General features: G+C 62.3%; 18 protein-coding genes. 6 read left to right on the forward strand and 12 right to left on the reverse strand.

Annotated elements, in window-relative coordinates:
- Positions 1 to 29 precede the first annotated feature (29 nt).
- Positions 30 to 1,061, reverse strand: coding sequence for a TRAP transporter substrate-binding protein (locus HUI96_RS07750; protein ID WP_188254063.1), 1,032 nt, complete (start codon positions 1,059 to 1,061; stop codon positions 30 to 32).
- A gap of 171 nt (positions 1,062 to 1,232) precedes the next feature.
- On the opposite strand from HUI96_RS07750, the gene HUI96_RS07755 reads away from it, so the two are divergent.
- Positions 1,233 to 2,147, forward strand: coding sequence for a LysR family transcriptional regulator (locus tag HUI96_RS07755; RefSeq protein WP_188254064.1), 915 nt, complete (start codon positions 1,233 to 1,235; stop codon positions 2,145 to 2,147).
- Between the two features lie 193 nt (positions 2,148 to 2,340).
- Positions 2,341 to 3,462 carry a non-hydrolyzing UDP-N-acetylglucosamine 2-epimerase gene (gene wecB / locus HUI96_RS07760; RefSeq protein WP_188254065.1) on the forward strand — a complete coding sequence of 374 codons (1,122 nt, stop codon included), beginning with the start codon at positions 2,341 to 2,343 and terminating at the stop codon, positions 3,460 to 3,462.
- Between the two features lie 54 nt (positions 3,463 to 3,516).
- Here the strand turns inward: wecB and HUI96_RS07765 are convergent, their stop codons facing one another.
- The 7 genes from HUI96_RS07765 to HUI96_RS07795 form a co-directional block, all read right to left on the reverse strand.
- Positions 3,517 to 4,194 (reverse strand): class I SAM-dependent methyltransferase, encoded by a 678-nt coding sequence (locus HUI96_RS07765; RefSeq protein WP_188254066.1) that lies wholly within the window; start codon positions 4,192 to 4,194, stop codon positions 3,517 to 3,519.
- Positions 4,149 to 5,777, reverse strand: a complete 1,629-nt coding sequence (locus HUI96_RS07770) for a hypothetical protein (protein WP_188254067.1) — start codon at positions 5,775 to 5,777, stop codon at positions 4,149 to 4,151. The genes HUI96_RS07765 and HUI96_RS07770 overlap by 46 nt, the downstream gene beginning before the upstream one ends.
- Before the next feature lie 147 nt (positions 5,778 to 5,924).
- The gene (locus tag HUI96_RS07775; RefSeq protein ID WP_188254068.1) at positions 5,925 to 6,761 is read right to left on the reverse strand and encodes a hypothetical protein; all 837 of its coding nucleotides are present in this window, start codon (positions 6,759 to 6,761) and stop codon (positions 5,925 to 5,927) included.
- Between the two features lie 46 nt (positions 6,762 to 6,807).
- Entirely contained in the window at positions 6,808 to 7,905 is a 1,098-nt protein-coding gene (locus tag HUI96_RS07780; protein WP_188254069.1) for a glycosyltransferase, read from the reverse strand.
- Positions 7,898 to 10,591, reverse strand: a complete 2,694-nt coding sequence (locus HUI96_RS07785) for a glycosyltransferase (protein ID WP_188254070.1) — start codon at positions 10,589 to 10,591, stop codon at positions 7,898 to 7,900. Before HUI96_RS07785 ends, HUI96_RS07780 begins: the two co-directional genes overlap by 8 nt.
- A gap of 467 nt (positions 10,592 to 11,058) precedes the next feature.
- Positions 11,059 to 11,919 (reverse strand): DapH/DapD/GlmU-related protein, encoded by an 861-nt coding sequence (locus HUI96_RS07790; protein WP_337918162.1) that lies wholly within the window; start codon positions 11,917 to 11,919, stop codon positions 11,059 to 11,061.
- A gap of 44 nt (positions 11,920 to 11,963) precedes the next feature.
- The gene (locus HUI96_RS07795; RefSeq protein WP_188254072.1) at positions 11,964 to 12,956 is read right to left on the reverse strand and encodes a Gfo/Idh/MocA family protein; all 993 of its coding nucleotides are present in this window, start codon (positions 12,954 to 12,956) and stop codon (positions 11,964 to 11,966) included.
- A gap of 913 nt (positions 12,957 to 13,869) precedes the next feature.
- Here HUI96_RS07795 and HUI96_RS07800 point away from each other — a divergent pair.
- Entirely contained in the window at positions 13,870 to 15,180 is a 1,311-nt protein-coding gene (locus tag HUI96_RS07800) for an NAD(P)H-dependent oxidoreductase (protein WP_188254073.1), read from the forward strand.
- Positions 15,181 to 15,202: 22 nt separating this feature from the next.
- Here the strand turns inward: HUI96_RS07800 and proC are convergent, their stop codons facing one another.
- The 3 genes from proC to HUI96_RS07815 form a co-directional block, all read right to left on the reverse strand.
- Entirely contained in the window at positions 15,203 to 16,015 is an 813-nt protein-coding gene (proC, locus tag HUI96_RS07805) for a pyrroline-5-carboxylate reductase (protein WP_188254074.1), read from the reverse strand.
- A gap of 105 nt (positions 16,016 to 16,120) precedes the next feature.
- Positions 16,121 to 17,437: an O-antigen ligase family protein gene (locus HUI96_RS07810; protein WP_188254075.1), complete on the reverse strand. Its 1,317-nt coding sequence runs from the start codon at positions 17,435 to 17,437 to the stop codon at positions 16,121 to 16,123.
- Entirely contained in the window at positions 17,406 to 18,389 is a 984-nt protein-coding gene (locus HUI96_RS07815) for a glycosyltransferase family 2 protein (RefSeq protein WP_210320074.1), read from the reverse strand. The genes HUI96_RS07810 and HUI96_RS07815 overlap by 32 nt, the downstream gene beginning before the upstream one ends.
- Before the next feature lie 181 nt (positions 18,390 to 18,570).
- On the opposite strand from HUI96_RS07815, the gene HUI96_RS07820 reads away from it, so the two are divergent.
- The 3 genes from HUI96_RS07820 to HUI96_RS07830 are packed head-to-tail and all read left to right on the forward strand — an operon-like array spanning position 18,571 to position 21,442.
- Positions 18,571 to 19,740, forward strand: a complete 1,170-nt coding sequence (locus tag HUI96_RS07820) for a glycosyltransferase (protein WP_188254076.1) — start codon at positions 18,571 to 18,573, stop codon at positions 19,738 to 19,740.
- Entirely contained in the window at positions 19,737 to 20,516 is a 780-nt protein-coding gene (locus HUI96_RS07825) for a WecB/TagA/CpsF family glycosyltransferase (RefSeq protein WP_188254077.1), read from the forward strand. Before HUI96_RS07820 ends, HUI96_RS07825 begins: the two co-directional genes overlap by 4 nt.
- Positions 20,513 to 21,442: a DUF6492 family protein gene (locus HUI96_RS07830; RefSeq protein WP_188254078.1), complete on the forward strand. Its 930-nt coding sequence runs from the start codon at positions 20,513 to 20,515 to the stop codon at positions 21,440 to 21,442. Before HUI96_RS07825 ends, HUI96_RS07830 begins: the two co-directional genes overlap by 4 nt.
- A gap of 6 nt (positions 21,443 to 21,448) precedes the next feature.
- Here the strand turns inward: HUI96_RS07830 and HUI96_RS07835 are convergent, their stop codons facing one another.
- Positions 21,449 to 22,744 (reverse strand): lipopolysaccharide biosynthesis protein, encoded by a 1,296-nt coding sequence (locus HUI96_RS07835; protein ID WP_188254079.1) that lies wholly within the window; start codon positions 22,742 to 22,744, stop codon positions 21,449 to 21,451.
- Positions 22,745 to 22,948: the final 204 nt, after the last annotated feature.

Genomic DNA, 22,948 nt, shown 5'->3' on the forward strand with positions numbered 1-22,948 from the left:
AGTTGCGCCACGCTATCGTTCGCGAGCCGCTACTCGCCCGAGCCTCGCACTTCCTCCCAGATGCGGACCATATGCTCGGCAGCGTCTCCCTTCCCCGAAGCGGTCATGCTCGACACGAAATCAGCAAAGAAGTCCGGGTTCGCGTCACGCCACTTGGCTAGCTCTTCTTCAGGAAATTCATGGATGGTGACGCCATTTTGCTCAAGATATTCCCGCGCTACGTCGGCGGCGCCAGTCACTTCGTCGTAGTCACGTTGCAGTGCTTCCTCAGCTACCTGGTTGACAATGTCCTGCTGCTCGGGGGAGAGGCGGCTCCACGCGGCTTCGCTTATCCACACGCCACCCGTCGGCCCAACGAAGGCGGGCACGGTCGAAATGTGAGGCGCGACTTCATACAGCCGATAGTCGCGGACATAGTCGTAGGAGAAAGGCGCAACATCGATGCCGCCTCGCGAAAGGCTCTCGTAGAGCTCGGCCAGACCCAGGGTGACAGGGATGGCGCCGGCGGCTGCGGCGAGCTTCGGCATTTCCGAGCCCCAGGTCCGCATCTTTTTTCCGTTCAGATCGGACAGCTTGGTGAGGGGGCTGGTCGACACGAGATAATAGGGGTTCAGATTATGGAAGAAGAGAGCACGGATCCCATTCTGCTTGTGCTCTTCCCGTATCGCCGGGACTTCGTTCAAAAGCCGGGTCATCAGTTGCATGGACTGACTGACTGTTGAAAGCGCCATGGGGATCGAATTGGGTGCCGAGGTAAGCGGCAACTCCGCCGGGTAGAAACCCGCCGACATACTCGCGAGATCTACCGCGCCATCCGACATCAAGGACAGGCTCTCCGTGGCTCGCCCCAAGCCCTCGCCGAAGAAGACCTTGATCTTGACCTCACCGTTCGTGCGCTTGGTAACCTCTTCTGCAAACCATTTCTCGACCTTGCCGGACACGGTGCTCTCGAGGACCTGGCTATTGAAGTTCAGCACCGTCTGGGCTGATGCCTGAATGCAGAGGCCTCCGACGAGAGCAGCTGCAACTAGCCATTTTCCAAGGATCGTCGTGGTCTTCATCGTTAGGTTCCCTCCCCTATGCATCGAAATTGCCTGGCGGGTCGGGAAGGTGCGGTTGAGCCTCCACCAACCGTACCGACACGCCTCAATCTCTCGAGTCGCAAGGAAAACAGAGGCCGCTACCAAAGGGAAATTGTGATTCCTGAGCATCGGTTATAAGCGGGGCCTATAATGATGGACCTTCGACACGTTCAGGCGTTTTGTGCAATCGTGCGGCTGGGGAGCTTCAGCGCGGCCGCCAAGGCGTTGTCCACGACTCAGCCAAGCATTTCGATGAGGATACGCGAGTTGGAGCGTGAACTCGGCGTGCAGCTTTTCGACACCAAGAGCCGCAGGACCAAGCTCACCCAGAAAGGCAGGAAGTTCATCTTTCATGCCGAGGAACTTCTCAAGCTCGTCGACACGATTCAGGAGAGTATGGCTGACGACAAGATAGTGTCGGGCACCATTCGTTTCGGCGCGACCGAGACAGTGGCGATGACATGGCTCAGTTCGTTCGTCGAAAGCGTGAAGAAAACTTATCCTGATATCGTACTTGAGCTGGACATCGACTTAACATTCGACCTCTGGGCCAAGTTTCACGCAGGAATGCTGGACGTGCTGATCGTCCCGCCGCCTGTGGGTGAGTTGGGGGTCTATTGCGAACCGCTGGGGGAGTTTGAGTATTGCTGGATGGCGAGTCCCAAGCTTGGAATACCCCACAAGCGATTTTCCCCGATGGAACTGGCGGAGTATCCAATCATCACTCTGTCCGCCTCTTCTGCCCTCTACCAAATGACTGTCCGATGGTTCGGTGACCACGGATCTGCCCCCAACTGGGTAAACCATTGCAGTAGCGTCAGCATGGTGGCCGCATTGACCCAATCAGCCTTGGGGATCAGTTTGCTGCCCTCAACGGTACTGAAGGAAAGGAGCGCCGCTGAAAATCTGCAGCTGCTGGAAGTACATCCGCCTTTTCCGAAACTGAAATTCTTCGTGGTTTACGGAACCTATGCAATCTCGTCAGCGCTAAAGGCAGTCGTTGACATTGCAAAGGCGACAAGCACTTTCACACCTCCAGACACTTCCATGGACGAGAGCCCGTAACCTGCAACGCTGAGCTGCAAAGCCGCTAGCTAGCCGAACGGGATCAAGGTTTGATCGAGAGACTTCCGGTTGATATGAGAGTGACAACGTTCCCAATGGCAGCATCGTAGCCAGCCAAGTCTAAAACGGCTTGGCCACAGTGGACTACATGCTCGGCGGGCATAAAGATCAGACCGAAGAGGCGTACGCCTAGATGTCAGAACGCTGCTCGATACACCTGGTCGCCGGAACACGCCCCAATGTCATGAAGGTGGCGCCTCTCTTCAAGGCACTGAAGAAACAGCAATGGGCGGAGCCCTCGATCGTCTTCCTGGGGCAGCATTACTCCGAGAACATGTGCCATGACCTATTCTCGGAGTTCGACATCCACGAAATACGGCATTTCCGTCCCCTGAAATCACGGTCATTCGGGGAGCGCATGGGCGAGATCATCTCGTCCTATACGGAGATCCTGACGGAAGATCCGCCTCATATCGTCGTTGTACCGGGCGATGTCGACGTTACAGTCGGCGCAGCGATGGCGGCCAAGCGGCGAAAACATCATGTGGTGCATCTGGAAGCCGGCCTGCGCAGCCATGACGGCAACATGCCGGAAGAGCAGAACCGCAAGCTGGTGGACAGCATTTCCGACTATCTGCTCGCCCCATCCGAGGACGCTTACCAGAACCTCATCTTCCACGAGGGACACGACCACCTGCGCGTGGCGCTCGTAGGAAACATCATGATCGATGCGCTGAAGCAGACCCTAGACCGCGAGCGCGCGCAGAGGCTTCTTGCGAAATTCGATCTGAGGGAGAGAGGGTTCGCGGCTGTCACCCTGCATCGGCCTTCAAACGTCGATACGGAGCAGGCGCTGGCAAAATGCTGCCTGATGCTCACGGAGATCGCCCAACGACTCCCTATCCTCTTTCCGGTGCATCCTCGAACCCGCGCCATGCTCGAGCGGACCGGACTGATCGAGCGTCTGGAGAGCAACCCGGCGATCCGGCTCTGCGCCCCCCTCAGCTACTCCGATTTCGTCAACCTGGTGAGCGCCAGCCGCCTCATCGTGACCGATTCAGGCGGCATCCAGGAGGAGGCGGTGGTGATGAAGGTTCCGTGTCTGACCTTGCGCGAGAGCACGGAGCGTCCGGTCACAGTCGTGGTCGGCGGGAACACGCTGGTCAGCGAAGAGGATGTCATCGCCCAGGTTGATTGGGAACTCGCTTCGGAGTCGCGGCCCATTGCGTCGGTGCCGCTCTGGGACGGGCGCACCGCTGAGCGCTGCGCTCACATCATGCGCGTGCAGTGGTTGAAGATGAACGGCGCGCAGTAGGCAGTCAAAGCCCAGTCACTGTGCGGCGGCAGTCCGGCGCCGTCCTCCTCCGACTCACTTGAGATAGGCGACCTGATGGAAGCCGTCGCGGGAGAAATCGAAGGCATAGTCGAAGCGCGCGCCGAGGACCGACATCCAGTCGCGGCTCCATTGCAGGTGCGGAGGTTTTACCGTGCCGTTTCCCTTGTACCAACTCTGGGAAACCAGGAAGGCGTAGAACCCGCTCGGCTTCAGCAGATTGCCGATGCGCTCGACGATCCTCTCAGCCTCCGCCTCATCCTTTATGACCGTCGTGCCGCCGCGGTCGGTGATCAGGTCGTAGCGGACTCCGGGAAGTCGTTCTTCGTGAGTGTCGAGAAAATGCTGGAGGGTGTCGCTGGCCCAGCGCGTGGCCGGATCTCGCCCGTGGGCCTGCCGGATCGCGACCCCGGCCCCATCTACCCCCATCACCGCGGCAGGCGACATGCCGGTCCGGCGCGTTTCGAGATGCTCCCGCATCGCCGTCGTGAAATATCCCTGACCGCAGCCGATATCGAGCACCTGAAGCTCGGCACGAGATGACAACAGGTCCAGGAGCCTTCTGATGAAGACCAGGTTGCCTTCCGTTACGTCAGCAAAGAGCGGGTCCTTGGCTTCGTAACGCGCATTGTACTGCTCGAACCCGGGATGCTGAATCTCATAGAGGATCATGCCATGCCCTTGTTTGACGCCGCCCGCGCTGCGCGGATCCATCGGGGGTCCTTCTGATCCGGCAGGCGCAGGTTGGGACCGTAGTAGTGGGGGTGGATACTGACAGAAAGCCGAGCGCCTGGCTTGGCATTCGCCTTTGTCCAGGTGGCGAGGTTCAGGTCGGCGCCCGCGCGCCGTTGATTGGGGAGCAAAGCGTCATCGTATAGCGTATCGGACTCCCCCGTGCCGTCCAGGAGACGAGCGAGGCCGGAGCTTTCGAACGCCTTCCTGACATCCTCGTCCAGCGGAGGCATGGACGGCGAGCGCTGAGCCGGGAAGGGCGCCATGACCTGGCAGCGCAGGCCCAGATCGTTAAGCCTTTTTATGTCCGAGGCCAGACCCTCGGCTGCGGCCGCTCGATCACCGCCGACGAGGTGCATGGCATTGTAGAGATAGCCGACGCATCCCAATCCGGCTTCGACATCCGCCCGGATGGCAGTCCAGTCGAGCGGATAGGGCTCAATGAGCCCCCAGGAGGGATGATGCCAACGCGCAAAGGCAAACAGCGTGTAGGGGATTTTAAGCCGCCGGCAGACAGCCAGCACGCGTTCGACTGCCTGCGGCTCCGGGCCGGCGTAAAGTTGAACAAGGATCTCGGTCGGCGCCTCTCGTTGCCGGTCCAAAACCCCGTGTTCGTGCGTTGCCCCGGAGGCTTTCCGTTCGCACTCAGGCTCATAAGTGCGCCAGGTCACGAGCCTGGTGTTCGGGAGATGCTTCAAGACGTCGAAGCTCCTCTCGAGATATGCGACAGGAAGGATGTGCGCATGCGGCGGCGGCTTCGGCTCTCTAGGCGCGGCGCGCCTGAGCGCTTCCACGGCATCCGTCCTGCCGAAAAGCCAATGATCCGCATGTATTAGTGCCTGGATTCCGGGCGAGCCCGAGCGCCCATAGGCATCGGCAAGCCGCTCTGCGTCAAGGACATCGATCGTTTCGACCATCGGGCGGCCCTCTTCGAACCACCGGATCGTCATCTGGCCTCCAGAATCCATGAGGTAGAAGCATGGCCCGATGAAATACGCTTCATACGACAGCCCGACATCTGCCATCGGGACGGAATTCAGGGTGAACTGGAAAGAGCCGTCGGCGATTTCCCGCCCATACATTGCCGGGACCTCCCGATCGACGAAGACCGTCGCAAGCCGGCGGTCGCATTCCTTGAACACCTCGTAATTCACGTAGCCCAGTCCGCGCGAGAACTTGCTGCCATGCGCGGCACTGCCGGAGATCGCGATTCCCTCAGCCGCGAACCAGGCGATCTCAGCGGTGATCAATTCCTGAGCCGGAACGCCTGTAATCCGCGAGAGCGCGATGAAGTCGTTGTGGAGCCCGATCTCGTGCCCCATGGCGACGAGGCGATGGGCCGCCTCGATCATTGTGGGCGCATGCTCGATGCCCTTGCCGCGGAGCCGGCCATAGTAGTTGGCAGGTATTCCCCCATGCCCAGGCGGAAGGAGATAGAAGGTCGACCTGACACCGCAATCCTGCTCGACGAGGCCCATCAGGAGGGCTCTCCCGAGATGGTAGTCCACGTCGTGGCGTACTGCGTAACTGCCGCCGAAGCCGCCCCGCTCGGCAGCTTCCCGCATGAGCAAGTTTTGACTGCAAAGGCTCGAGAGGGTTGCCAGGAAATGCCTGTAGCTGCCTACGGCTGAGCGGCTCTGGAGGACAGCGTCCGGTGCGACCGCAAGCCTCACGACGCCTCGCCGGTCCTAGAATGGCGTCTCGGCCTGCGGTCAGACATCGCGGGCGAGATCATAGCCGAACCGATCCGCGAGCGGCTGGAAAGTGTCGGTGATGGCGGGCATCAGCCGCCGGATGTACTCGACGTGCTCCGGATTGCGGCACCACCGTCCGACGACGGACGGGTCGGGCGAGCGGAGGCCGTGCATGGCCCTTTCGATGAACTCGTTGACACGGAAATTCTGATGAAAAGCAGTCGGATCACCAGCGATTTCGAGGCCGAAGGCTTCGCCGATGCGTACCTGTTCCTGACGAGGCTGCAGGACGAGGTCCTCGAAGCGAACCGTCAGCATATTGGGACGCCCGGCGTCGAGAAGGGTTCGCAACGCCTTCATCTCCAAGCTCCAGCGGTCCAGCGAGATGTAGTATTCCGTCCCGTTGTGGACGCTCGTCAGGACATCGCGCGGGTCGCGCAGCACATAAAGCAGCCCGATCGGACGAGGCAGGGCAGGCAGGAACTGATGCGAGTAGTGAATCCGCTTAACGATGTGCACCGGCTGCGACTCGCCGGCAATCGTGGCGAAATGGCCGAAATGGCGCTCCTCAGGGGCCAGATACGTCCCCGCGAAGGTGCCCATGATACCGAACGCGTACCAGGTCCCGGAGCGGCCGCATCCCGCCAGATAGATGCGCCGGCGCGGATTCGCGACAAGTATGCGCCCGAACTCGGGGGTGTATGCGGAGGCCTCCTCGAAGTAGGGCTCGCCCCGTCTGTCCTGCGGCGTTTCAGACAGGATGCGCGACCATAGCGCGGCGGCCCTACGGCGCCGTCCGGCCGCCTGAGCGTCGCGGGCTTGGCGGGCGATCCTGCGCAGATCACTCTCCATCACGGTCATTGCGCCTGACAAGGCCATTGCCGAAGACGCTCGCCCAGTCTCACGCCGCTTTCATTGAGCTGTGAGCGGGCGTCTCGGCAGCCATTTCGGAGTTGCTGCGGATGCGCACCAGTTCCTCGAAATCCTTCTGAATGGCCTGTGCACGGGCCTGAGGCAGGAAGTGCTCGATACGGATCGCCATCTGCCGCCTGGCCTCCGCCCGAACATCCTCATCGAACATGACCTCCAGGATCCGCTGACGGCAGGTCGCCTCGTCCTCGTAATAGAGCGGATAGTAGTCCCCGAGTTGCTCGACACGGGTGGGAGACTTGTATGCTATCACTGGGACGGACCTGGCCATCGAGTCCAGCACCTTGCCCGAGCCGAGGAAACGAGAATCGTTCCCCTCGTCGGTTGCTGTGGCCATGCAGGCTGTGAGCATGGCCGGCATCTGCTCGTGCGGCATACGCGGAACGCGCACGATCTCCCTGTCCAGCGGGATGCGCACTGTGCCGCCGACCACGAACCTTATCTCCGGGTGGCTTCTGATCACATCCTTGTAGGCCGACAGCAGGATGTACGGGAAAGTGTTGCTGTCTATCCGTCCGAAGAAGCCGATCGCCTTGCCGAAGGTCATGCGCGCGCGCGCCTCGATCACATCGTGCTCGACCGGTTCCGGGAGGAAATGCGTATCGAGGGTCTGCTTGATGTTGATGATGTGCTTGGGAGCGACGATCTCGACACCGTACCATTCGCGCATCGGCTCGCTGAACATGTTGCGTTCCGAGTAGGGCGTAAGTCCACGTCTCCAGGCCTCGGTGGTGACGACAAGCGCGTCGGCCGTCTGGAAGACCGTCTCATTATAGGGATAAGCCATAGCGATCTTCGGATGGGGAAGCTGAGCAAACACGTCGGGATTGCTGCGGACGTAATAAAGATCATAGCCCGAGGTCGGCACCACGATCTCCTCGGCCGTCAGCCCAAAGTCCGGCTGGTCTGGCCGAAACAACTGGCCGTTGTAATAGACATCGGCAAACTGCGAGAGGCTGGTGAGAAAACGGCCTTCATTGATGAGATCGCCGGCCGTGCTCCCGAGTTTGGGCCGGTTGGAGTGAAGCGCGTAGATTTTGAGCCGCCGCAGCGCCGCAGGATCATGCATTTCGGGTGCCCTCCTCGATCCCCGTGCGATCGGCGACGAGGTTCAGGAACTCCGCAAACCGCGGAAACACGGCCGTCTCGTCGAAATTGCCCATTGCGTAAGCGATGGCTCTGCGGGACGCCTCGGCGAACTCCCGTTCGCCGGCGTGTGACGTGACGATCTCAACTGCCTGATCGACCGTCTCGAAGCATTCCAGGCGGGGATAGGTGGACTCCGGGGCTCCGAACGGGCTGACCATGGGCCAGCGCCGTAGAACTGGAACCGCACCCGTGGCCATGCCTTCGAGAAGGGCCTCGTGCGTGCCTTCTCGCCAACTGCAGGAGAGGATGAATCCTACGCCTTCCAGCACCGCCGGGATATCCTTGCTGTAGCCGCTGAAGACGATGGCGTCCTCGAGCTTGTGCTCAGCGACCAGCGCCTTGAACTCGCGATAGTAGGCGAGTTCGGCGCCGTCGAGAGCCGCTTCGTTCCACGGGTGGCCCACGAGTTTCAGCCGCCAGGATGCATCTCTTCGACGCAGTTGCTCCAGAACGCGGACGGCAAAGATCGGGTCCTTGTTCATGTTGGAGTACCCCACCATCCCCAGCGTCCGGCGGGCGGACGGGGCTTTGGGCCTCGCAAACGACGACATGTCATTGAAATTGGGCAACACCGCAGTTGGAAAGCCATGCTCCAGCATGCGGAACTGCTTGTCGGCAAAGCTGCGGATGTGGCCCGCGACGAACAGCATGCCATCGATGCCGCCATAGTTGAGGAAGAATGGCCACTGCGAGAAAGCCTCGTAGCTGTGGAGCCGGACGAGCAGCCGCTTGTCGGCGGGCAGGAAGCGCGACAGCCAGATCGCATGGCTGCCCGCCCACTCGCAGAAGACCAGATCGCTCCACTCCACGAGTTCTCCCAGAGTGGCATCACTTTCTACGGTGCGCCTCCAAACCTCATACGGATCAAGCCCCAGTGAGACGGGAGCGAATATCTCGTGCAGGTGATCCTTCGCCAGCGACTCCTCGGTGGAGGAAAAGTCGTAGGTACGAACATCGAAGCCCGTGTCGTGGTTCTCGAAATATTTCAATATGTTGATGACGAACTTCCAGTTGCCGCCGGAGAGGAACAGGATCCGCGTCCGCCGCCTGGGAGCGGCTCGTCCTTGCGCATGCCGCGTGGCCCTCGCCGCGCGGCGATCGGCGGCTCTCTGGATATTGTCGAACGCCAGCAGCTTGGTGAGGGGAGACTCGTACCAACGCTGTGCATTCTTCTCGACCTCTGCATTGTAGGCGAGCGCCACCTCGGGCAGCAGGAGCGGCTGGGGATGTGGCGTCACAACGCCGGCGCGCTGACACTCATGCGCGAAGCCGCGCATCACCACAGTGATGCTCCGGCGCATGGAACCATTGAAGCGCGGCATTGCGCGAATGTATTCCATGACCGTGAAGCTGGCCTCCAGACCCCGGTCGGTCGCGGCCTGGAGAAGCGCTTCTTGCATGCGTAGCGACCAGGAACCCGGCAAGCGCTTCAACGCGGCCTGACAAAAGCGCTCCGCGAACTCGTACTCTCCTGCCGAACGAAGAGCCGAGAGAAGTTCGACAGAATAGGCCTCGGACTCCGGCTTGAGCATCGCTGCAGCCATCCGGCATGGAAGGACGGCGTCCTGACGTCCCTCCTCGCCAGCAATCTTGGCCGTTTCGGCGAACTGGTGGGCGTACTGACCGAGATATGCTGCCAGTTGCGAGTGCGACGTCGACTTCCGAAGAATGGGCTCCACTGCAACTGCGGCATCGGCCCAAGCAGACCGGGCGATTGAATCGACAAGGCCCGGAGTATCTCGTACCAACAGGAATACGCGCTTTTTGCGCGCAATCACCCACTGGATTGGGTCGAGATCGTGCTCCCTATCGATCGCCGCGACAAGCCCTACCGGCTCGAACGGCGACTCCTTGAGTATCTCGCTCACGGTATGCAGGGACAGTTCAGTGCTTCCAGATTGGCTCTGCAACTGCTTGCGAAAGTGCTCGGGTTGGCCGCTAAGATTGCTAGCCAAGCCAACGATCAGATATCCGCTGTCGTACAGGAGAGGTTCAATGGCTTCGAGGGCTGAAGCGATCGTCGACCAGTTGTAGGCATGCGGATAAAGGCTGACCAGGTGATATTGCCGCTGGCGCGGCAACTGGCCGAGGTCACCGGCGAGAACCTGCGCGCCTGGGGTGAGCATCCGGAAGTCGGGCCGTAGCTCCTGTGCGACGCGAACACAGTCGACACGCCCATCGGGCAAAAGGGCTTGGACGAGGTGGCGCGTGGTGACATGGGCCTGATCGCCGTGAGCGCCAATGTCCAGCGCCGCTAGACCACCCTCGCGAGAGGCAGCAGCAATCTCAGAGAGTGCCCATGCATAACTCGATCCCTCAGGCAATGTATCAGGTGGATCGGCGAAGCGGCGATCGAATCGCGTCGACAGGAACTTGAGGTCCTCGAGTGTATACTTCGCCGTCGTCTGAGGTCGCCACAGAAGTATCTCGATCTCCAGCATCGCGACCGGTGCATCGATGCTAAACTCTTTCGAAAATGCTCCCCGTTTAAGGATTTGAAGCGGGTAGAAATAGCGGCCGAGCCGTGTCCCCTCCGAGATCGACAAACCCTCGCATGCGGGATCGAGAATTGTGCCCTCGGCGTCCAGGAAGCGCACCGCGATCACCAGATCGTTTCGGGCCCCCTCCCCCTCCGTGGCCAGCCGGCCCGACAGTACAAAATTCGTCGCACCATCCTCGCAAGGAACAGCGAGGGCGAGACCTGCCCCCTCCCTGATCTGCTGGGGAGCCGACAGGGGTAAGGAAGTCCATCTTCGCGTCAAACCCGCGATATCCAAATCGCCCCTACGGGTCAGCATCGAAACCTACCCACTTTCAAGGTTGCCAAAGCGGTTCCCAGACGGCCTGTAACATCATCAGCCTCGAGCGCAAAGTCTGCAATGTAACGATTACAATGACGTATGATGACGAGTACTCAAGCTTTCCGCTCACCTACCCATTATCACCATCCTGATGCTGATCCTCTGCACAGGGAGAGCAGCGGCGATGGCGAGATATTCACAGAGACTCTCAAGGCGGTCGTGTTACGGATCGTGTCCCCCATCGCGGCCGCCACGCGACGATCGATGAATTCCTAAGGATCTTCCTTCCGGATTGTCCGGAGACGGGCGAGAAAGCGCTCGTGACTGATCGCAAAATTGCCTGTCACAGTGGCCCCCGGCTCCACATTCTCGGTCACGACCGCGCCCATACTGACCTTGGCGCCGGCGCCAATCTCAAGACCGTTACGGATCACAGCCGAAGGGCCAAGATAGGCACTATCACCCACCACGGTGCGGCCAAGCACATTGACCAGCGCGCAGATCTGTACACGGCGGCCAATCTGCACATCGTGCGCGATGTAGACGAGATTGTCGGCGACAGTCTCTTCGCCGATGACCGTGTTGCCGCCGAACAAAGAACGGGCCACGCAGCAGTTCGAAAGCAATTCGACGAACGGCCCGACCCTGACGCCGCCCAATTGTGGAACGATGCGCCGCCGGCCGCCGATGAAACCGGTATTGAAGCCCGGGCCCCCAATCGATGTCCCCGAATGAATGATGCTGTCGTGCTCAATGGCGGTACCTGGACGGACGACCGCTCCCGGGCCGATATAGCAGCGCGGCCCGATCTCCACGCCATAGGGGGCTATGTGGGCTCCAGGATCGATGTCGGCGCTGGAATCGATCCTGTTCGGAATCGCCCGTAACTCCTTGTCACGCAGCTTCGCGCATTGCGCATGGACTTCGCTGTGCGCCGCATCCGGGTCCGCGGCGATTGCCAGCCCCAGACGCGGATCTACGCCTTCCGAAAGCGCGACCGTAGTGATGACCGCGGCTACCCGATCGCTGCCATTCACCTCGCCGAGATAGTTCTCCGAGCGAAGGGGTACGCAAAGATCATCAAGTGGCGTCGAGAGTTTTCCGGTAACGGCGAACGCACTGTCGCGCACCACCTTCAATCCGGCCAGGCCCTCGAACTCGCTCAGCCGGTGCAGGCTCATGCAACCGCGAGCCCGGCGGCGGCGGATGCATCGCGAAGCAGTCTAAGGACAGGGATCGCTTCAGCCGGCCCGGAACGAGGTCTCCGTTTCGCCTCGACACAATCGAGGAACCATCGCATCTCGTTCAACAAGGGCTCGATCCGTTCGTAAGGCACCGGTTCCCCCGGCCCCTTGACGAAGGCCGGTACACGACCCTGCGCGTCGACATAGTCCCTGTAGAGAAGCAGGCGGCGCTCAGGATCGGCTACCGTGTCCTCGAACACCAGCGCCCCGCGCGTGCCAAGAACGGTCAGCTTGTGTTCCTTGTAGGGCGAAAGCCACGAGACGTTGGCTTGCCCCGTCACGAACTCGCCGAAGCGCATGTGGACGAAGAACTGGTCGGGGATCATGGGATCGACCACCCGCACGGCCAGTGCATCCACAACTTCGGGGTAGCCGCCGAGAAGACCCAGGATCATCGAGAAATCATGCGGCGCCATGCTCCAGAGTGCATTCTCTTCGATCCGGATGGCGCCCGGATTAAGGCGGTTCGAACTGACGTGCCTGACCTCCCCTATGGCCCCTCGTTCAACCTGCCGGCAGAGCTCCAGGAACGCCGGATGATACTGCAAAAGGTGTCCGACCATAAGGGTAAGCTCGCGCTCGTCTGCCAAGGCAGCAAGCTCCTCAGCTTCTGACACGTCCATCGCAAGCGGCTTTTCCACGAAGACATGCTTGCCAGCGAGCAGGGCGCGCCTGACCAGGCTAGCGTGCTGAACCGCGGGAGCAGCTATCGCGACCGCGCGGATATGTGGAGCAAAGGCGTCGGCGAGTTTGTTGCTCAGCCGCGCACCCAGGTCTTTGGCCAGCCCAGTCAACGCATCCGCATAGGGATCCACGATCAATTCCAAGGCGCCAGCGGCAGACAGGCTCCGGGCGATGTTCTTCCCCCAGCGCCCGCAGCCGATGAGGGCGATCCGCGGAAATTCCTCGATTCTGCTGACGACCATTCAACCTCCAAGACCGCCTCGACGACCCTCCGCCGGACCTGTGCGACAGGCCACCATCGCGACGCCACCGCCCTTCCCTGCTGAGAACAGTTGAGCACCATCAGACGCCGCCCTGCAGGACACGACGCCTCGCGAATTACGGCGGAGAGTAGATTCGACCTACCCAAAAGAAGTATTGCTCAGCACCTCCTTTAGATCAATTAGGATCGATCCGAAAAGTGATCAGACGGCCATCAGCAACATTGGCTGCCACGCACACTCACCCTCGCCTCGATATAGCAATCGCACAGAACGTCGGCTTTCCATGAATGAATAATACGCGGAACTTAGGTTTTGCCTGCGATATGATGGAACATCGCGTCATTGAAGATGATATGGCATGCGCCTCGTCTGTACGGATGGTCGTTGGGTATTCTTGATCGGAGAAAAGATGACTGCAGTATCGCGATCGCCGGGAGCAGTTCCAACCAAAGTAGCTGCAAAGCTAGGACCCAGATTTGCTCCGCCAATGTCGTCCAGTTGGTAGAGGGAGTACCCGTTCTGCAATCACGACGGCCGCATCGATCGATAGGCAAATATCAGGAAATGGCGGCCGCTCACGAGGAAGGGCTTCCCGGATTTCGCCATTTGGATCTGGACGGCGAGCAATACAGGACGCTCGAAGCCCGCGCGGAGTTCATAAGAAGTGTCCTGGATCAATAGTTGGTGCGTCACGGCCACAAACCGCAGCCCGGTACGGCGGAACCCGGTTCGACCGCGGATAGACCGAGAATCCGTCGGTGACTCTCCCACCTCGTCGGAGCCAGCCCTCTCCAAAATTTCTTGAACACGCCTGCGGCGTGAACGGCGTTGACATGGCAGGGCCATTGGGCGTTATCAGCCCTGACGAAAACAACGACCGGGAAAGCGGCTCATGACCCAAATCGCCCTCACCGGGCTGGCGCGCGAACTCGCCGAGCGCGCAGATCAGGGGCGCCCGGTGCGCATCGGCGTGATCGGTTCGGGCGAGATGGGCACCGACCTCGTGACCCAATGCATGCTGATGAAGGGGGTCCAGGTCTGCGCCATCTCGACGCGGCGGCCGCACACCGCGCGTGCGGCGATCCGCATCGCCTATGGAGACGAGGCCAAGGCCGCCGAGGCCGGCAACGACACCCAGCTGACGCAGGCGATCGAGACGGGCAAAATCGCAATCACGTCGAACGAACTGCTGGTGAAGAATCCGCTGGTCGACGTCGTGGTCGACGCGACCGGCAAGCCCGGGGTGGCGGCCGATTTCGACCTGCTCGCCATGGAGCACGGCAAGCATCTCGTGATGATGAATGTAGAGGCCGACGTCACGATCGGTCCCTACCTGAAGAAGCAGGCCGACCGGCTCGGCGTGGTCTATTCTGTGGGCGCCGGCGATGAGCCGTCCTCGTGCATGGAACTGATCGAGTTCGCCACCGCACTCGGCTACAGGATCGTCGCCGCCGGCAAGGGCAAGAACAACCCGCTCAATCACGACGCCGTTCCCGACGAATACCGCGAGGAAGCCGAGCGCCGGAACATGAACCCGCGCATGCTGGTGGAGTTCGTGGACGGCTCCAAGACCATGGTCGAGATGGCAGCGATCGCCAATGCGACGGGGCTGGTCCCGGATGTACCGGGCCTGCACGGCCCCAAAGCCGACCGGGACGAACTGGCGCGCGTGCTGATCCCGCGCGAGGACGGCGGCATCCTCAACAGAAAGGGCGTGGTCGACTACACGATCGGCAAGGGCGTGGCGCCCGGCGTGTTCGTTATTGTTGAGGCGACGCATCCGCGCATCATCGAGCGGATGGACGACCTGCATGTTGGAAAGGGGCCCTACTACGCCTTCTTCCGGCCCTATCATCTGACGTCGCTCGAGGTGCCGCTGACGGCGGCGCGCATCATGCTCACCGGCAAACCGGATATGGTGCCGCTGCCGAAACCGGTGGCGGAGGTCTGCGCGCTGGCGAAGCGGGACCTTGCAGCCGGCGAGACGCTCGATGCGATCGGGGAAACCTGCTACCGCTCCTGGACCATGTCGGTGTCGGATGCGCGCGCGAAAGGCGCCCTGCCCGTGGGCTTGCTCGAAGGCGGCAAGGTGTTGAAGTCTGTGAAGAAGGGCGAACTCCTGACCGCCGACAACTCCACGCCGGAGACGACGACGCGGCTCTATTGCCTGCGCAAGATGCAGGACGAGATGCTGTACGGTTAGGACGCGGTCGACCGGTCGCGGCCTACTTCCCCAGTTCTACCGACCTCGCCCGCGCTGCCTCCACTGCCTCGGTGAGCAGCTTCTTCAGCCGGTCGTCACCCATCAGCACCGACAAGGCAGCCGCCGTGGTCCCATTCGGGCTCGTGACCTGACGGCGCAGTTCAGCCGGGTCATGGGGGCTCTCGGCCGCCAGGCTGGCGGCGCCGAGCACGGTCTGCATCGCGAGGAGCTTCGCCGTCTGCGCAGGCAGACCGGCGGTCTCAGCAGCGGCTGTGAGGCTTTCGATGAAATGGAAGACGTAGGCCGGACCGGAACCGGACACCGCGGTGACCGCGTCCATCAATCCTTCGTCCTCTATGGTCGCGACCGCGCCACTGGCGGACAGCAGGTCCTTGATGAAGGTGCGTTCGGACGCGGGCACGCGCTCCGTCGAGAACACGACCATCATGCCCTTTCCGATCGCGGCGGGCGTGTTGGGCATGCAGCGCACGACCGGCGTCTCGGCACCGAGGATCTCCTCGAAGGTCCGGACCGGCGTTCCAGCCGCGACCGAAAGGAAAACCGTGCTACCGTTCCCGAGCCGCCGATAATCGGCCGTCACATCGCGGATCACCTGGGGCTTGACCGCGAAGATCACAAGCCGCGGCTCAGCGTCCGCCGGGGGTTCGGCCGCGCTGGCGCCGGTCGCCGCGCCCAGCGCCGCCGCGCGCGAACGCAGGTCGGAACTCGGCTCGACCACAAACACATCCGAGGGCGCGAGCCGGCCGGACTTCAGCCAGCCCTCGAGCATGGCGTAACCCATGTTGCCGCAGCCGACGAGCAAAACCTTGAACATCCTGAAATCCGCCGAGAGCCGATCCAAATCCTGAGCCACTGCTCTATCGGCGATTTGACCCTGCGCCAAGCGTGGAAGTCCAACTCCACCGCGAGCACGGTGGAGTCACTGCGCCGGTCGCCGCCCAGTGACGGGGAAGCGGGCGACCAGCCTCAGCCCCATCAGTGCGAAGACAAAGAACAGCCAGACGGGATCGGCGCGGCGGAAGAAAAAACTCTCCAGGAAGGCGTTCAGCGCCGTGAACATCAGGATCATCATGAAGAGATCGCCCATCAGCACGTTCTCGCGCAGCCGCGGCACCCGCAGATAGTCGATGACCGGACTGACGAGCAACGCCCAGACCGCCACGCCGAGCGCCGGCAGGCCCATCGGGATGGCAACGTCGAGATAGCCGTTGTGGCCGTGGACGATGCCGCGGATGTCCCATTCGGCGTCGAAGGGCTTGCTCACGGTCTCCATGAAGGGAGTGCCCCAAAAACTCTCGAAGCCATAGCCGGTCCAGGGTTTTTGCATGATCATTTCGCCGGCGAACCGCCAGAGCGTCGTGCGCCCGGTGAAAGTGAGCTCGGGGTAGTTCCAGGCAACGAACTCCCGCAACGGTTCGATGAAGACGACGCCAAGCGTTCCGAGCGCCGTGCCAGCGACGGAAAGCCAGAACAGCAGGGCGGTCAGCGGCCGCATGCCGAACAGGCCGGGAAGGGCAACCGCGATCATGGCCACCGGAACGAGGCCGGCCGTCGTTTTCGAGCCCGTATGGAGCATGAAGAACATCGCCAGCCCGAACAGGATCGCGCCCGGCAATTTGCGCCCGCGGCGCATCAGGTAGAGCCCCGAGAACGACAGGCAGGCCATGACGGGTGCGGCGACGTTCTTGTGGGTGAACACCCCGCGCCACAGGCCCGCGTGTTCCGGCTCCATCGAGTCGGCCGTGTGCTTTGCTTCGTTGGGGAAAAGCACGAGCCCAACATAACAGAGCGCCAGGACCACGAAGCCGGCCACCTCGATCGCGCGCGAGAACGCATCTGCGTCTCGCGGGATGGAAAGCGCCGCGGCCATCGTCACGATACCGATAAGGGTGAAGGCCATGGCCCGCATGGCCGAGGGAGGGTCGGCGGCGTTGAACACAGAGAGCATCGCCAAAGCAATCAGCAGCAGAAACGAAGGGCTGAACAGTGCCGACATCACCCGGGGCGTGGCGTAGACGACGAGAGCCAGGATGGAGATTGCGCCCAGCGAACCGTAACCCAGTTGGTTGACGATGTTGCCGCCCGTCTCGCCCGAGCCGGCGGGCTGGAACGGCTGGAACGAGATCATCAGCATCGCCAGCAGCACGCTGGCGATGGCCGTCGGCAGGTGCGGCGAAGAGAGAAACTGCGGCAGCGACTGCCGGTCAGTTCTTCTCGGGCTGACGATACTGCTCATTGGCGTATCCGAACTCGGCCATGAGCCGACCCGCAGCGACATAGACCGGGTACATGCCGATAGAAGCCGAACCCGTCTTCAGCAGGCGCAGGGCGCCACGCAAGGGAGAGGCGCCCAGCAGCGCCAGGCTCTTCAGCACGACCCTGGCATTCGCGAACGGCTTCCCGGTACGGCGCTTCTTCTCGACCAGCGTGGAGATCACGCCATTGCGGAGACTGCGCGCACGTATCCAGTCTCGCTCCACCCGCCGGGCCGGGACCGCCTCGCGTACGATCGCCTCCACGCACCAGGCGAGCCGAAAGCCCCGCTGCGAGGCGCGACTGAGGAAATCGGAATCGCCGCCGCCCATGAAGTTGAACTTCAGGTCGAGGAAGGGCCGCTCCATGGCGTCGAGCACCGGACGGGTCACGAACAGGTTGCCTGACGAATAGAGCGCCGGGACGATCCCGGTCTGCCGGTACGGCGGGGCGAAGACCGGATGGCTTGCCCAGCGCGCGTGCGAGGGTTCGGCGAACACCGGCACCTGCGGACCGCCTACGATGTCGGCGCCAAGGTCGGACGCAGCATTGGCCAGCCGGTCGAGCCAGTCCGGATCGGCGATCTCGTCGTCGTCGATGACGGCGATCGCCCGAAGGTTGGGGAACTGCTCCAGCGCGATCTGCCAACCGGCGTTGTAGGCGCAGCAATTGCCGCGCTCATGCGCGACAATGACGAGGCCCTGCAGCGATCCCGACAGAAACGCAGGCGACGCGGCTTCCGCTCCTTCCCTGCCCTCCGCCTCGTTCTCGATGACGACTATTGCGAAGCGCCGGGTGGTCCTCTGCGCGGCAAGCGACGCCAGCGTCGCCAGCAATTGCTGCGGGCGGCGGAACGTCGGCACGGTTATCGCGATCTCGATCGCGTCCCGGTCGAGGGACGGAAAGACCGCGGAGATGGTGACTGCAGTGGACAAAGAGAAAGCCTAGTCTCCGATGATCGCCGATCTCATCGCACCGAAGCCCATAAGGGTTCGTTAAACACCGGCGCGATTTCCAACGTCAGGCGATCAGCAATCGTGAACAATTGAACGATGATGTGGGGTCTTTATCAACCCTTGGCTGTCATCAGCTTGCCGGAAGATTCGGAATTCCGGAATGCATCTTCTGTTCGCAACTTCGATCGTGCCCGACGGCTCGCTCGCCTCCGGCTACGAGATCGCCAACGAGGCGATCGTCGACGCGCTGCGGCGCGCTGGCGTACGCGTGACCATCCTCGGCTTCACCTGGCCGGGCAGGAAGCCGTCCAATCCCGCCGAGACGATCGTTCTCGGCGAGGTCGACGTGCGCAACGATAGTGCCTCGGCCATGCAGAAGGTCCGCTGGCTGGCGGAAGCAATGAAATCCGGTCTCACCGCATCGTCCGCCAAGCTCCGCACCATCGGGTTTGATGAGGTGCGGGCTGCGATCCGCAAGGCGGGGCCGGTCGACGGCTATTTGCTCAACTCCGTGCAACTGGCCGGTGCGTTCGAGCCGTGCTTCCAGGACAAGCCGTTCCTGTTCGTCGCCCATAATGTCGAAGCGCAGTCGGCGCAGCAGAACGCGCGCACCGCGCCGGATGCATTCCAGCGGCTGCTCTATCGCCGCGAGGCGCAGCTTCTGGGCGGCCTGGAAAGCCGGCTGTGCCGCAAGGCGCGCTTCGTCTACACGCTTGCGGACGAAGATCGCGCGGCGCTCGGCGTCCCCTCGGACGAGCGCTCGGCAGCCCTGCCGCTGGTGACGCGCTCTGCGCTCCCGGCTCCCGCCGCCAAAATCGCGTGCGATGCGACTCTTATAGGAACCTGGACGTGGCAGCCGAACCGGGTCGGGCTCGAATGGTTTCTCGCCGAAGTGGCGCCCCACCTGCCAGATGACTTCACGATCCGCATTGCGGGTGCCGTGCCGGCGGGCATGACTTCATCGCATCCCGGCGTCAGCTTCGTGGGCCGCGTCGAGGATGCCCATAACTTCGTGCGCTCCGGCAAGGTCGTGCCTCTGATCAGCCGCGGCGGTACCGGCGTGCAATTGAAAACCATCGAGACGTTCGAGCTCGGCCTTCCGTCGGTCGCGACATCGAGTGCCCTGCGCGGAATCGCCTACAAGCCAGAGAACTGCGTAGTTGCGGATGAACCCGCAGCCTTCGCCACAGCGCTCCGGAACATGGCGGCCGGAAAGCCACGCGTCGTGGATGGCAGCGGCTTCCACAGGGCGCAATTGGCGGCGCTCGACCGGGCTATCGCCCAGGGCCTCGACGCGCTTCGGCCGACGAGGGTGGGGGCATACGCGTGAACACACACGCAAGATTCCTCGCGATAAGCGTAAGTGATTGGAAAGCTGTCCTCGGCATACCCGTCGCGAGCATTCCACGCGGCGAGGCGTTCAGGCTGCTTACGACCATCGTGGAACAAAGGCGTTTTACGCAGATCACATTTCTCAATGCTCATAATGCCAACCTGTCCGTGGCGGACGCGGATTTCGCCGCGGCGCTCAGGTCGTTTCTCGTGCTGCCAGACGGAATCGGCGTCGACCTCGCCGCAAAGATCCTTCATGGCGCGCCGTTCCCGGCGAACCTGAATGGCACGGATTTCGTGCCCGGCTTCCTCCGCCAGGCACCGGCGCCGCTCACCGTTGGGCTGATCGGGGCAAAGCCGGAGAACGTCGAGGGAGCCGTGCGCAACTTCGCAACGCAAGCGCCCCAGCACCGGTTCGTGCTCATCAACGACGGCTATTTCACGCCACAGCAGGAACCCGGGATCCTGGAGCGCATTGCTTCCGTCCGGCCGGACGTCCTCCTCGTCGCCATGGGGGTTCCGCGCCAGGAACTCTGGATCGCCCGCAACCTGACGCCCCAGCACTGCACGGTTCCGATCGCGGTCGGCGCGCTGTTCGATTTCATGAGCGGCGCGGTGCCCCGCGCCCCGGAACTCGTGCGGCGCATGCGCTTGGAGTGGGTCTTCCGACTGACGATCGAGCCGAGCCGGCTGTGGCGCCGGTATGTGCTCGGCAATCCCCTCTTCCTTGCCCGGGTGCTTCGCGAGAAGGCGATGCAAAGACTGGAGGCATGAACACACACGTTCCGCCCGTGGCTGGTGGAGAGCGCGTAGGCAGCGGCAAGCGGGAACCGCTTCGCGCCGCCTTGGTGACGGCGAGCTATGCGCCCGACTTCGAGCGATGCCGGCTGCTCTGCGAGACCGCGGACCGGCACGTCACAGGCATAACGCATCACTACATCCTGGTGGAGGGGCGTGACGTTCCCCTCTTCAGGCAGCTTGAGTCCTCGAAGCGCACCGTCGTGGACGAGCGCGACCTCCTGCCCGGCTGGCTGCGCGCCTTCGACGATCCCTTGAGCGGGTTCCGGCGACGGATCTGGCTCAGCCTGCGCACCCAGCCGCTGCGCGGATGGCATGTGCAGCAGCTCCGCCGCATCGGGATCGCAGCGCATGCCGCAGAGGACATGCTCGTCTTCTGCGATTCCGACGTGGCCTTCCTGAAGCCGTTCGATGTCTCGCGCTTCCGGCGCTCGGGCAAAACCAGGCTGTTCCGGCGCGACGGCGCGCTGTTGGGCGGCGGTCTCGACGAGCACCGAGTATGGTCGACGAATGCCGCAAGCGCGCTCGGCCTAAAACCGGGCATCGGCGATGGCCACGATTACATCACCACCCTGATCGCCTGGGATAGACCGACCGTGCAGGCGATGTGCCGCCGGATCGAGGAGATCACCGGGCGGCATTGGGTCGCCGCCCTCGGCAGGGCGCGGCGGTTTTCGGAGTGCCTGACCTACGGGCGCTATGTCGACGATATTACTGGCGGCAAGGGCCACTTCCACGATTCCCAGGAATTCTGCCGCGTCCAATGGGACGGCAAACCGATGTCCGACGCCGAATTCCGCACCTTCGTGGAGCGGATGTCGCCGACTGAGGTCGCGATCGGCATCCAGTCCTTCATCGGCACCGATATCGCCCGCATCCGCAGGCTGGTGGCGGGCGGCTAGCGGCGGTCAGATGCGCTTGGCCGGCAGCCTCAGGGCCGAATAAGTCAGCGCTGCCGAACCAAGATAGAGCAGCGCGAAGGCACCGTTGAGCATCCAGAGAAGCTCAGCGGGCTCCTCGTTGTGCAGGAGTAGCAGCGCAAGCAAGATGGCTTTTCCTGCTCCAAGCAGGGCCAGATTGAGGGCGCGTAGCGCTGTCTGGCCGCGCGCGAACAGCAGTTCCGCATGGTACTCCACCAGATTGCGCAGCCCCGGAATCGCCAACGCGAAGGAGACCAGCCCCGCTGCCTGGGCGATGTTTCGGCCGAGCGCGTTGGGGAAGAAATGAAGGACCAGGGCGAGGAACATAAGCGCCGCGGTCGAGATGACGAACACGCCAATTTCGATCCCCGCCTTCAGCCTGAGGTTGGACAATAGCGCGGGTGCGCGCATCATCTTCTGCACCAGCATCATCGTGAAGGTGCGGATCGGGATCGCGGTGAGGTCCACCAGCCGCATGATCACCGCGTAAATGCCAGCAAGGTTCGCCCCGCCGATCGCCAGCACGATGAACTTGTCGAACTCCATCTGCAGGTAGAAGAGCACCTCGGCGCCGGCGACATAGAGCGCATCAGGCAAGCGCCGCCAGTAGAGCCGGCCTCTCAGCCGCAGCCGCTGGCGCGGATAGAACATCGCGAAGGCGAACACCGCGACCGCGAGATTGGCGCTGAGATAGTACCCCGACCAGGTTGCAAGCGACGGGTCCGCCTGGAGCATGAACAGGATCGCCGCAAGCGCGCGAGCCGCCGTACCCAGGATGGTGAGTAGCGAGCCGCGCCCGAAGAAGCCCAGCCCGTTGTTGACGATGATGACCAGTTCGACGGGCCGCCAAAACAGCGCCTCGGCGACGATGATGAGCGCGAACACCGAAATAAGCAGCGAGCCTTCGAAGAAGAGCAGGTAGACGAGCCCTGCCGCCGCGGCGAGCACCGGAAGCGACAGGGCCGAGAGCAGCAGAAAGCCTGCCGTGAAGGTGCCGATCAGTGACGGCCGTACCGTCGCGACACGGTAGAGCGTGGAGATAAAGCCGAAGCTGAGAATGCGCGACAGCATCACGCCGGCGGCAGAGGCCGCGGCGAAGATGCCGAAATCAGCGAGCGGAAGCGTATTCGCCAGGAAGATGAAGTAGGCAAGCGAGAAGACGAGGCGCCCGGCCGACCCACTGATCGCAGCCAGATAGTCGCGCAGCAGCGCGCGACGCTCCCGGACGAGCGAGGTCAGGCGCGCCAGCCGCCACCGCGGCCGGCTGTCGTAGGAACTGGTCATCGCCGCGAATGTAGCGGCGAATGCTTAAACCGGCGTTCAAACCAAGTTTCGACTTGGAATCGACTGGCGCGGCCTATCGCTTGCACGAATTAACCTTCTGTTACCTATGGGTGTTTAGGGTCACTTAACGGCTCGCTCATCCACCCCCGCGATCCGTAGAAACTCGCGTGAAAATCGATGCTGGAACGGGACGACAAGGACAGC

This window comes from Pseudaminobacter soli (ex Zhang et al. 2022), assembly GCF_014595955.1.
In the GTDB taxonomy this organism is placed as follows: Bacteria; Pseudomonadota; Alphaproteobacteria; order Rhizobiales; family Rhizobiaceae; genus Kumtagia; species Kumtagia pseudosoli.